At 68.9% G+C, this 11606-nt stretch carries 11 protein-coding genes; 6 read left to right on the top strand and 5 right to left on the bottom strand.

All coding sequences use genetic code 11. The features are described 5' to 3' along the window. Positions 1–49: 49 nt before the first annotated feature. From ACVTJA_RS41090 to ACVTJA_RS41075, 4 genes are read left to right on the top strand one after another with little or no spacing between them, the layout of a single operon-like run. The gene (locus ACVTJA_RS41090; protein ID WP_465828762.1) at positions 50–1582 is read left to right on the top strand and encodes a GspE/PulE family protein; all 1533 of its coding nucleotides are present in this window, start codon (positions 50–52) and stop codon (positions 1580–1582) included. A gap of 37 nt (positions 1583–1619) precedes the next feature. Continuing rightward, positions 1620–2147, top strand: a complete 528-nt coding sequence (locus ACVTJA_RS41085) for an FHA domain-containing protein (RefSeq protein WP_465828760.1) — start codon at positions 1620–1622, stop codon at positions 2145–2147. Between the two features lie 39 nt (positions 2148–2186). After that, positions 2187–2621 (top strand): cereblon family protein, encoded by a 435-nt coding sequence (locus ACVTJA_RS41080; RefSeq protein WP_465828758.1) that lies wholly within the window; start codon positions 2187–2189, stop codon positions 2619–2621. A gap of 51 nt (positions 2622–2672) precedes the next feature. Next, complete coding sequence (locus ACVTJA_RS41075; protein ID WP_465828756.1) at positions 2673–3854, top strand: GNAT family N-acetyltransferase; 1182 nt, start codon at positions 2673–2675, stop codon at positions 3852–3854. 55 nt (positions 3855–3909) lie between these two features. Here the strand turns inward: ACVTJA_RS41075 and ACVTJA_RS41070 are convergent, their stop codons facing one another. Then, a complete protein-coding gene (locus tag ACVTJA_RS41070) occupies positions 3910–4524 on the bottom strand; it encodes a glutathione S-transferase family protein (protein ID WP_465828754.1) in 615 nt (204 codons plus the stop codon). Positions 4525–4653: 129 nt separating this feature from the next. On the opposite strand from ACVTJA_RS41070, the gene ACVTJA_RS41065 reads away from it, so the two are divergent. After that, a complete protein-coding gene (locus ACVTJA_RS41065; RefSeq protein ID WP_465828753.1) occupies positions 4654–5535 on the top strand; it encodes a LysR family transcriptional regulator in 882 nt (293 codons plus the stop codon). 28 nt (positions 5536–5563) lie between these two features. Here ACVTJA_RS41065 and ACVTJA_RS41060 read toward each other — a convergent pair whose 3' ends face one another. Together ACVTJA_RS41060 and ACVTJA_RS41055 are read right to left on the bottom strand one after the other, a co-directional pair. Further along, positions 5564–7873: a serine/threonine-protein kinase gene (locus ACVTJA_RS41060; RefSeq protein WP_465828751.1), complete on the bottom strand. Its 2310-nt coding sequence runs from the start codon at positions 7871–7873 to the stop codon at positions 5564–5566. A 260-nt stretch (positions 7874–8133) separates the two neighbouring features. Then, positions 8134–9039: a LysR family transcriptional regulator gene (locus ACVTJA_RS41055; RefSeq protein WP_465828749.1), complete on the bottom strand. Its 906-nt coding sequence runs from the start codon at positions 9037–9039 to the stop codon at positions 8134–8136. Positions 9040–9196: 157 nt separating this feature from the next. On the opposite strand from ACVTJA_RS41055, the gene ACVTJA_RS41050 reads away from it, so the two are divergent. Then, positions 9197–10186 carry an aldo/keto reductase gene (locus ACVTJA_RS41050; RefSeq protein WP_465828748.1) on the top strand — a complete coding sequence of 330 codons (990 nt, stop codon included), beginning with the start codon at positions 9197–9199 and terminating at the stop codon, positions 10184–10186. A 192-nt stretch (positions 10187–10378) separates the two neighbouring features. On the opposite strand, the gene ACVTJA_RS41045 is transcribed toward ACVTJA_RS41050, so the two are convergent. Together ACVTJA_RS41045 and ACVTJA_RS41040 are read right to left on the bottom strand one after the other, a co-directional pair. Beyond that, complete coding sequence (locus ACVTJA_RS41045) at positions 10379–10663, bottom strand: hypothetical protein (protein ID WP_465828746.1); 285 nt, start codon at positions 10661–10663, stop codon at positions 10379–10381. A 448-nt stretch (positions 10664–11111) separates the two neighbouring features. Next, positions 11112–11579, bottom strand: coding sequence for an ester cyclase (locus ACVTJA_RS41040; RefSeq protein WP_465828744.1), 468 nt, complete (start codon positions 11577–11579; stop codon positions 11112–11114). Between the last annotated feature and the right edge of the window lie 27 nt (positions 11580–11606).

Here is an 11606-nt window from a genome sequence, read left to right as displayed (position 1 = left end):
CGGTCCCCCGTAGCCCATGCGCGGCCCGGGCTGATAATCCAGGGTCCACATGGCGGACGTCCCTTCCTTCTCAGAGCTCTCCCAATTCACGTTGGACCGTCCCTCGCTCCGACTGCTCCCGGAGTCCTTCTGCCGCCGCAACAAGGTGGCGGTGCTGGGCCGCGTGGACCCGGCCGCGGAGGACGCGTCGGTGACGGTGGGCATGGTCCAGCCGGACAACCGCGTCGTCCTCGAGCTCATCAGCGACTTCCTGCGCCGCCCGCTGAAGCCCGTGCGCCTCAACCACTACGAGGTGGAGTCCGCGCTGGAGGTGGGCTTCGGCGCCGGGCCTCGCGTCACCGCGGACCTCTCGCTGAAGGCGCGCGTGCCGCTGTCCGCGGCCCCGTCGCCCGTGGAGCTGCTGGACCACGTGCTCGCCACCGCCGTGGAGCTCAAGGCCAGCGACATCCACGTGGAGGGCTACTTCGACGACGTGGACCTGCGCTACCGCATCGACGGCATCCTCCACCAGTCGTACACGGACATCGACCCGCGCTCGCTGCCGGAGGTGGTCAGCCGCATCAAGCTGCTCGCCGGGCTGGACATCACCGAGCGGCGGCGCCCGCAGGACGGCCGCTTCCGCGCGCTGTTGGAGGGCTCCGAGGGACGCAAGCTGGTGGACTTCCGCGTCAGCGTGGTGCCCAGCCCCGTGGGCGAGGACGTGGTCATCCGCATCCTCGACTCCAGCGTGGGCCTGGTGCCGGTGGAGAAGCTGGGCATGTCCCCGGAGATGCAGACGCTCTTCCTGCAGCTGCTGTGCAACCCGGAGGGGCTGGTGCTCGTCACCGGGCCCACGGGCAGCGGCAAGACGACGACGCTGTACTCGGCGCTGGCCCGGCTCAATGACGGCCGGAGGAAGATCATCACCGCCGAGGACCCCATCGAGTACTACGTCCCCAAGGTGAACCAGAAGCAGGTGACGGCGCAGATGCCACACGCCACGCTGCTGCGCGCCATGCTCCGCCAGGACCCCAACGTCATGCTGGTGGGCGAGGTGCGTGATTTGGAGACGGGCAGCATGGCCCTCAACGCGGCGGCCACCGGCCACGTGGTGCTGGGCACGTTGCACACCGCGGACGCGGTGGGCTCGGTGGCGCGGCTGCGCGGGCTGAAGCTGGACGACGTGGACATCAGCGACTCGCTGCTCGCGGTGCTGGCGCAGCGGCTGGTTCGCCGCGTCTGCGAGAAGTGCGTGGAGCCCGTGCAGCCCACGGCGGAACAGGAGTCGCTGCTCGGCCCGCTGCTGAAGGGAATCCAACCGCACGCGGGGCGGGGCTGCGAGGCGTGCCACCACACCGGCTACAAGGGACGCCTGGGCATCTTCGAGCTGCTGATGGTGGACCCGGACCTCCAGGACCTGATTGCGCGCGGCGCGCCCGCGGTGGAGCTGCGCCGGCATGCACGGCGGCGTGGCATGCGCACGCTGGTGCAGGACGCGCTGGACAAGGTGGCCGCGCGCACGACGACGCTGGCGGAATTGCTGCGCGTGGTGCCATACCGCCACATCCTGATGACGCGCGACGAGGCGCAGGCCGCCGGGTAGGATGCCGGCCGCACATCACGGGTGGGGGAGCAGGGCAATGCTGACGGTCCAGGAGTTGCGAGCGCTGAGCAGGCGGCTGACGGAGCCGTTCTTCTGCAAGCAGGTAGGGCCTTTCGTGCTGGTACAGCGGCCGCCCAGTCCGGTGATGGCGCAGCTCGCGCTGAAGATGGGCGCGGCCCGCACGACGATGGCGCGCGACATCCCCAGCCTGGAGCGCCAGCAGGTGGCCCTCTGGCTGCACTTCGACGCGCTCACCGTGGCCACGCTTCCTCCCGTGGAGGGGCAGGACGTGCTCACCGTGGGCCGGCAGCCGGACTGCGACCTGGTGGTGAACGAGCCCTCCGTGTCCAAGCGCCATGCGGAGCTCCACTGGCACGGCCCCTCCGTGGGCTGCACAGTGGTGGACCTGAAGTCGAGCAACGGCACCTTCATCAACGCGAAGGAATTGCCGTCGGGCGGCGAGGCGCACGTGCGCGACGGCGACCTCCTGGGGTTCGGCGACGCGACGTTCGCCTACCTGTTCGCGTCGTCCTTCTACGCGAAGATTCAGCGCATGGCGCCGTGAGCCCTGGTGCCCGGCGCGCCCAGGGGCTACCTGAGACGCATGGGCACGGAGGGGATGATGCAGGCGGCCGGACACGGGGCAGCACGGCTCCTCAAGGGCACGGCGTCCGGGAGTGAGCCCGGAGCTCCGGAGTCCAAGGCCGAGGAGTCGCTGGAGACGCGCGAGCCCGCGGCGCCGCTGTGCTGCGCGCGCTGTGGGAACGTCGTGACACGCGAGCGCCACCGCATACCGTTCAACGGCCGGCACTCGCACACGCGCGTCAACCCCTTCGGCATCGTCTTCCACTTCGGGTGCTTCGCCCAGGCGGAGGGCTGCACCGCGGACGGCTTCCCCACGATGGAGGCTACCTGGTTCCCCGGATTCGCGTGGCAGGTGGCGCACTGCGCCGCGTGTCGCACGCACCTGGGCTGGGTGTTTCGTGGCGAAGGTGACTTCTTCGGGTTGCTCCTCGACAGGCTGACCCTGCCGTCCTGAGCATGCTACGCCATTGCAGGTACGGGCAGCGCGCATCGGGAGGGGACGCACGTGGACACGACATCTGGAGAGTACGGGTCACCGAGGGATGAGCAGGAGCTGGCGGCCGCCGCGGACATCATGACGCAGTCGTATGCCATGGCGCCGGCAGCGGCGGCGACGTGGACCCAACGCGTGGGCGCGTCGGGCCTGCGGCTGCTTCGCGAGGGAGGGCGCGTCGCGGGGACGCTGGTGTCCATTCCGATGGGGCAGTGGTACGGCGGACGGAATGTGCCCATCATCGGCGTGGGTGGCGTGGGTGTGTCTCCGGTGCACCGGGGCCGAGGCACCGCCACGCGGTTGATGCAGAGCCTGCTGCGTGAAGCGAGGGACTCGGGCGCGCCGCTGTCCGCGCTGTATCCCGCGACGCAGCCGCTGTACCGGCGCGTGGGCTACGAGCACGCGGGCGCGCGGTACGAGGTGCGGTTGCAGGTGCCCATGCTGAACGTGAGCGAGCGCACCCTGACGCTGCGGCCGGTGGAGGCGAAGGACGAGGCCTCCGTCGCCGCGTGCTACCAGCGTGCGGCGCAGGGGCGGCAGGGCTGGCTGGCGCGTGGGCCGTACGTGTGGAACCGCGTGTACGCGCCGAGAGATGGGGCGGCGACCGGGTACCTCGTCGAGGGCGCTTCCGGTGTGGAGGGGCACCTGTTCGTGGTGCGCAAGTCTCTCGCGGGGTGGAAGCAGGAGCTCTTCCTGTCGGACGTGGTGGCGAACACGCCCGCGGCGGCGCGGCGCATCCTGAGCTTCCTCGGGGACCATCGCTCGCTGGTGGGCGAGGCGTACTGGTTCGGCGGTGCGGATGACCCGCTGCTCCTGCACGTGCTCGAGCAGACGTACACGGTGAAGCTGGACATGTACTGGATGGTGCGGGTGCTGGACGTGGCGAAGGCGCTGGAGGCGCGCGGCTGGCCGCCCGGGCTGTCCGGGGCCCTGCACCTGGAGGTGGAGGACGACCTGTTCCCGGAGAACCGCGGGCGCTACGTGCTGGAGGTGTCGGACGGCGCGGCGCGTGTGCGGCGGGGAGGGGATGGCAGTCTGCGCCTGCACGTGCGCGGGTTGTCTCCGCTCTACACGGGCTTCCACTCCGCGGAGGCGCTGCGGATGGCGGGGATGCTGGAGGCGGATGACGCCACCGTGCGCGCGGCGGTGGCCCTGTTCTCCGGGCCGCAGCCGTCCATCCGGGACATGTTCTGAAGCGGGCGGCATGCGCCAGTCCCTGACAAGCGGCGGGTGCCGCATGCAACGCGTCTCACCCCAAGACGGCCCGTCTCACCGCCGGGCGTTGAGCGTGGCGCAGGGTGTACTCGAACAGCCGCGGATGCCCGTCGAGCAGCTTCAGCGTGTGTGCCAGGTGGAGGATTGATGCCATCACCACATCGGCGGCGGTGAATGTCCCTCCCACGAGGTATTCACGGCCGCCGAGGCCCACGTCGAGGGTGTCGAGCAAGGCCTTGAGGCGGGGCCTCAGCTTCGCGAGCGCTTCATTCGAGCTCGCGCTGGCCTTCTGCTCCTCGGGCAACTGAGCGTGCCTGTAGAGCTCCACCACCACGGGGTCGAGGCTCACCTCCGCGAAGGCCATCCATTGGTAATACGGGCCGCGCTCCGCGGAACCCAACGGCGGCGCCAGGTGCTTCTCCGGGAACCGGTCGGCCAGGTACAGGCAGATGGCCAGGGACTCGAGCAGCGTGACATCTCCATCCACCAGGGCGGGGACGTCGCCCAGCGGACTCACTGCCAGGTATTCAGGGGTGAGGTTCTCCTGTCGGGCGAGGTCGAGCCTGACCAGTTCGTACGGCACTCCGAGCTCCTCCAGCAGCCATCGGGGACGGACCGCTCGGGTTCTGGGGGCAAAGTAGAGCTTCATGTGTGGCGCTCCTGAAGATTGCGATTGCGGGAGGCGACAAACATGCGGCGGCCAGGGCGTCCTGACAATGCAGCCACAGGCGAACTCATTGTCAGGCTAGACTTGACGGTCATGATTTCACCAGCCGACATGCTGCTCTTCGTCGCGGTCGTTCGAGCGGAGAGCTTCACCCGGGCGGCGCGCCAGCTCGGCATCACCAAGCAGACCGTCAGCGAGCGCATCCGCAATCTGGAGGAGCGGCTCGGGGTGCGGCTGCTCGAACGAACGACGCGGCGCGTGCGGGTCACCGGGACCGGAGCGACGTACTACGAGCGCTGCGCCGCCATCGCCGCGCAAATCGACGAGGCGAACAGTGAGGTCCAGAACCGGCAGGCGGAGCCGACCGGCCTCCTGCGAGTCTCCTCGCCGACGTTCTACGGCCGGCGATACCTGGCGCCCGTGGTTTCGAAGTACCTCGCCCTTCATCCCCAGGCGCAGGTGGAGTTGGTGCTGGCGGACCGCCGTGTCCACCTCATCGAAGAGGGGCTGGATGTCGCGATTCACATCGGCCCGCTCGACGACTCGTCGCTCGTGGCGCGAAAGCTCGGCGAGGGGCCGGTCCATTTCGTGGCGAGCCCCCACTACTTGTCGAAGTACGGCACGCCGAGCGCCCGGGAGCTCCACTCCGCGCGCTGCATTGGCGTCAGTGCGTTCGAGACGTGGGTGGCCGAGGGGGTGAAGTTTCGAATCGACCCGGTCCTGACGGTGAACGACCTCGAACTCGCGTGCGAGGCGGCAATCGCCGGGGTCGGCATCGCGCGCGTCCCGGCCATCCTCTGCCGGGATGCAGTCCGTGACGGCCGGCTGAAGGTCCTCTTCGGCCCCAGGCCCGCGGCGCTGCGGGCCATCCACGTCGTCTATCCGAGCCGGGTGAATCTTCCGGCAAAGGTCCGGCTCTTCGTGGACGCCCTGGCAACCCTGGTCGAGCCGATACTTCCGCTGCACAGCGGTCCTCGGCGAAAGCGCTCGTGATGGGACGACTTCACTCCAGAGTCCCACCTCACTTTCCGTCGAGCACCTGCTGGCGCGCCCTGAGCGCTTCCCGAGCCTTCGCTTCATCGCCCTGGGACTGGAAGGCCACGGCTGCTCGCGAGTAGAAGCCGGCGGCCTCTTCGAGGAGGGACGAGCGGGAGTCCTCTGCGGCTTGCAGCAGGGCGGGCGCTGCGCGTCCAGGGTCTCCAGCCTGGAGCCAATGCTCGGCGACGCGGGCGGCAGGCGCCCCCCGTGAGGCGAGTGCTTCGGCCGCCTTCCGGTGCAGCACCGTCTTCACCGGTGGCGGCATGGTGGCCACCACCGTCTCTCCCAAGATGTCATGGGTGAACTCCGCGCCGTGCACGACCTGCGCCGCCTCGAGCTCGGTCCACTGCTCGAGGAGCCCGGCCAGCTCTGCTCCGAGCACCACCGACGCCAGTTCCAGCGAGAAGTCTCCGCGCAGCACGCCCAGCAACCGGGCCAGCTGCAGCGCGGGGGTGGACAGCCGACGGAGGCGGCTGTGGATGATGAGCCCCACCTTGCCGGGCGGAGGCAGATGCTTGGGCAAGCCATGCTTCAGCCCATCCGTCTCCAGCAGGTGCTTGAGGGTCTCGAGCACGAAGAGCGGGTTGCCCAGGGTGTAGCGGGCAACCTGTTCGGCGAGCCCCTCCAACCCCGGCATGCCCAGGTTGGCGAGCAGGCTCTTCACGCCCTCGGTGTCCAGCGGGCCCAGCTCCACGAGGATGGCTTGCCCCTCGGACACGCTCTGCTGAACGACGGTCTCGACGTCTGCCTGCAGCTCTCCCTTCCGGTAGCAGTGCACGCTGTGCAGCGGGACGTGGGGCTCGGCCAGCAACTGCCCGAGGATGTAGTGGGCGGCCCGGGCACTGGCATCGTCGACGTACTGCACGTCGTCGTAGCCCATCGAGTCGTAGCCCCGCTGAAGGGCCATCCGGTGCAGCTCTGCCTTGGCCTGGTAGAAGCGCAGGCGATCCTCTTCGCCACTCATGGGCGCGGGTGGCTCGCCAGGCCCGGGAATCAGCCGGGTCAGCTCGCGCAGCACCCACGGAGGAGGCGTCACCCCTTGCCGCTCCAATTCCTTCAAGAGCTCACGGAAGGTGCGTGCGTGCGTTCCATAAGGCACGGAGCGGTCTCCCGGACGGCCTGAGAAGTAGAGGGGACGTCCCTTGGAGGAAAGGAACTCCTTCATCAGGCGTGTCTTGCCCACGCCGGGCTCGCCACACAGGACGATGCCCTGCCCGGCCTCCCAGGCCGCCTCCATCAATGCCCACTCGCGCTCCCGTCCCGCGAGCACCGGCGGGTTCAACACGAGCTCGGAGAAGGGCTTCGGAGTCACTCGCGAGGGCGGGCGGGCGCGCGCCAGGAAACGTTGCTCAAGTGCCTCCAGGGCTTCACACAGCGCCTCGGCCGATGCAAAGCGTTCACCAGGCTCTCGTGCCAGGCACCGGGAGATGATGGAGGCAATTGCTGGCTCCACCTCCGGAGCCACCTGCGCCAGGGGGGAGAACGGCTGCCGCTCCACGGCTTCTCGCAGCGACTGGCTGTCGTGGGCCCGATGCGGTGTGCTCCCGCTGCACAGCTCATAGAGCAGTACCCCGAGCGAGTAGAGGTCACTCAGCGCGGTCGCGGGCTCTCCGCGCCACACCTCGGGGGCCCTGTAGAGCGGTGTTCCGACCATCCCTGTCGCGGCGGGCCTGGGGAGGTCTCCAGACAAGAATGGCTGAGCCGCGCCGGAGGTCCGGGGGAGGTCCACCGTGTCTTCGTCAGGACACGGCGGAGTGAGGCGGCCCTCGCGCCTGGGGAGTGTCAGCTTCTGCTCGGGCATGCCGCTCGCCAGGTCCAGGAGCTTGGCCACACCGAAGTCGAGCAGCTTGAGCTGCCCCTCCTCGGTCAACATGGCATTGGCGGGCTTCAGGTCCCGATGCAGCACGCCGCGACGGTGCGCCGCCGCCAGTCCCCGCGCGAGGCCGAGGGCGAGCTCGAGGACGAATCTCCAGGGCTGGGGCTTGGGGAGCTGGTCCAGGCTCTCGCCGCGCAGGAGCTCCGAGACCAGATACGGGCGGCGCTGCACCTCACCCACGCGGTAGATGTGCACCACGTTGGGGTGCTGCACGCGGGCAATGGCGCGGGCCTCCGTGCGGAAGCGCTCGCGCTGGGCTTCACTGGGCACCAGGCTGGCGATGAACTTCACCGCCACCAGCCGGTCGAGCAGCGTGTCCCGGGCGAGGTAGACCTTGCCCATGGCGCCGCTGCCGAGCAGTCGCAGGAGTTGGTACTCGTCAAACGTCGTCGGAGGTTCCCAGGGCGATGGCTTCATGGGTGCGCTTCAGGGCAGGTGTGCCTTTGCCGCCACTCCGCCGGGGAGCCTTCACGCCTTGCCGAGCGGATGACGGCGTGCGCGTCGATGCGCGCACACCCGAAGCTCAGCATGGCACCCTATGCTCGCCGCGAGGCCGGGGCATATCCGACGGCGGGGTCTGGGGACCGTGTGACGGCGAACGCCTGCTGACGGCCCGAGGCTCGGGTGCACGGGCCGGGAGGACGGATTGGCGCCGCGGGGCTGCTCGGGCCGCACCTTCACATCGACTTCGCGACCATCTCCCGAGCCGTCTCGACGAAGAGGCGCAGCGGCTCGGAGCGCTGGGCGCGGCTGGGGTAGTAGAGGAAGAAGCCCGGGACTGTCGGCGCGTAGGGCTCGAGCACCCGCTGGAGCTTCCCGGTGCGGAGCCGCTCCTGCACCGCCGGCTCGAAGGCGTAGGCCAGCCCCACGCCCTGCTCCGCCAGGGTCAGACTCAGCGCGCTGTCATTGGTGACGACGCCCCCGCGCACTGGCACGCGCCACGTCCTGCGGCCGCGCTCCAGCTCCCACGCGTAGAGGGTCCCGGTGGCTTGCAAGCGGAAGGTGATGCACTCGTGGCGCAGCAGGTCCTCGGGGCGCTCGGGCGTGCCGTGTCGCGCGAGGTAGTCGGGCGCGGCCACCACCACGAAGCGGAACGCGTCGGTGAGGCGCACCTGCACCATGTCGCGCTCGATGGCCTCGCTCAGTCGCACGCCCGCGTCGTAGCCCTCGGCCACGATGTCCACGAAGCGGTCCTCGACGACGACCTCCACCTCCACGCGCGGGTGGCGCGCGCGGAAGGCGGGAAGCACCGGGGCGATGACGAAGGGCACCGACGCCCGGGGTACCGATAGCCGCAGCCGGCCCACGACCTCTCCCGGCTGAGCGCCAACCTCGGTGAGTGCGGCGAGCGCCTGTCCCAGGGCCGGCCCCGCGCCCTCCACGAGACGCCTCCCCGCATCCGTCAGCGACACGCTGCGCGTCGTGCGCGTCAGCAGCACCACGCGCAGGTGCTCCTCCAACTGCCGCACTGCCTGACTCACCGCGGAGGCGGAGATGCCGAACTCGCGCGCCGCCGCGCTGAAGCTGCGCAGGCGCGCCACGGCGAGGAACATCTGGAGCTGAGGGAGGAGTGCCGTCTTCATCGCGAGAGTCCCTTCGAGGGCTGCGACTCATTACCAAGCCTGGCTTCAAAGCCCATTGTCTCCGAGCGACTGGTCCCCGACGGGGCCGGGGGCTACCTCTATCCATGTTGCTGCAAATCCCGCCCGGCCCGCCGGGGGGCATCCAGGAGAAGAAGCGATGCAGAAGCGCAGACTCGGAAACAGTGGACTGGAAGTCTCGGCCATCGGCTTGGGCTGCATGGGACTGAGCCATGGCTATGGACCGGCCACGGATACGCAGGAGGGCATCAAGCTCATCCGGGCGGCCGTCGAGCGCGGCGTCACCTTCTTCGACACCGCCGAGGTATACGGCCCGTTCAAGAACGAAGAGCTCGTGGGCGAGGCCCTGGCTCCGCTCCGGGACCAGGTGGTCATCGCCACCAAGTTCGGTTTCGGCTTCGACGCCAGCGGCGCCCAGAGCGGGCTGAACAGCCGTCCCGAGAACATCAGGAAGGTGGCCGAGGCCTCGCTCAAGCGGCTCAAGACGGACCGTATCGACCTCTTCTATCAGCACCGCGTCGACCCGAACGTGCCCATCGAGGACGTGGCGGGCACGGTGAAGGAGCTGATTCAGCAGGGCAAGGTGAAGCACTTCGGCCTGTCCGAAGCCGGCGTGCAGACAATCCGGCGTGCGCACGCGGTCCAGCCGGTCGCCGCCCTCCAGAGCGAATACTCGCTGTGGTGGCGGGAGCCCGAGAAGGAAATCCTGCCGACGCTGGAGGAGCTCGGCATCGGCTTCGTGCCCTTCTCGCCCCTCGGAAAGGGCTTCCTCACGGGCGCCATCACCGAGACCACGGCGTTCGACAGCAAGGACTTCCGCAACATCGTCCCGCGCTTCTCGCCGGAGGCCCGAAAGGCGAACCAGGGCATGGTGGACCTGCTCGGCGAAATCGCGGAGCGGAAGAAGGCGACACGTGCCCAGCTCGCGCTCGCCTGGCTGCTGGCCCAGAAGCCGTGGCTGGTCCCCATCCCGGGGACCACGAAGCTGCATCGCCTGGAGGAGAACGTCGGAGCGGCGGCCGTCGAGCTGACGCCCGCCGAGCTCCGCGACATCGGTGCCGCCCTCGCCAACATCACGGTGCAGGGGGACCGGTATCCCCCGCACCTCCAGGCGCTGGTCGGTCGCTGAGGCATGACTTCCAGCTCCGAGAAGAGGTTCTTCGGCGCGGTGCTCGAGCCGCTCGACGTGACCTGGGTGGGGCAGCGGGGACGGCGGCCCTGGGGGCAGGGCCGCCGCATCGCCCTTGCGCGACACGAGGTGACAGTGCTCACAGGCACCGTCGCGCGTTGTGCACGGCGCGCCGGTGCCGAGCGCCGTCACTCAGGGTGCGACGGTGTTTCCCCCGACGCACGTGATGACGGTGTTCGTGTAGTAGTTGGACGTGGTCCCCCCACTGGAGCCCGGAGGGCAATGGTCGTAGAAGCCGACGACCTTCGTCTTCGCGGCGTCCGAGTAGTACGTGGTGAGCCAGTTCTGGTTCGGGCCAATCGCAGCCTCCTGTTGTCCCGCCTGGATGTCGGCGGGCGGCTGCTTCTCCACGGTCTCCGGACCACAACCCGACAGCAGGGCCACCATCAGGCCCGTGAGACCCAGCGTCTTCTTCATGATTGTTCCTCTTCTCGGTGCGGGTTCTACAGACGGCACTTCAGTGTGTTGCATTGGGGAACGGACGGACGCGGCTACCACGTGGCGTACACCTGCGGGAGCCAGCCCTGAATCCGAGAAGCGTCGAAGCGAATGCCGCGGCGGTGATGGGCCTTCGGTCCATGGGCACTCCCTGCGGGCGGGGTTGCCAGGGAATCGTGCCGCAGTGAATGCGGCAAAGTCCAGCCGCCCAGAATTTCTGGGGCCGGATGATACAGCTCCTGTACTGATGTAACCCGGTGGGGAGTGGCGAGAAACGCCAGGCAATCCCATTCAGGAGCGCGTGCGGCTTTCCGGCGAGCCGCCGCTGCGGGAGTCCGCGAGCGATTGGCCCGCTCGTGTCAAACCACACGAATCCCGACGCGCACGTCGCGTCCAGTGTCTACATGTATCGCTGTGTGCGTGGGCGTCAGTGCCGGGCGTCGGGCATGGGCGTTCCCACCTCGCGCTCCATGTCAGCCTGGGTGCCGACGCCCAGTTGGGTCATGAGGCTGAGAGCGTCGTAGTACTGGCGCATCTCCGCAATCTTTCCGTCGCGCAGCTCGAAGACCTCGATGAAGCGCAATTCGAGGGGACTGTTCGAAGCGGGAATCATCGCGCCGCCCGGTCCCCTGAAGGGACCCGCGTGGGTGCCCCGACCGGTGAACTCGGCGACGACGCGGTCTCCCTGGACGATGAGGCTGGTGAGGTCCACCTGTCCGTCCGGGATGGCGGTCGCCCAGCTCTCGCAGTGGTCGAGGAACACCTCCGTCTCGTCGAAGGGAATGCTCTGCACGATGGCATCCGGATGCGCCAGGGTGTGGATGAGCTCCAGGTTCTTCTCGTTGAAGGCCCGGTAGAAGTCCCTGACGACCGTTTCGTTGTCGCGGGTTGCCATATGTGTCCCTCCTCAAGTGGCCGGCGT

Source organism: Pyxidicoccus sp. M6 (assembly GCF_055568925.1).
The sequence above is the reverse complement of the archived record's forward strand: the minus strand, read 5'-3'. Positions and strand labels throughout refer to the sequence as shown.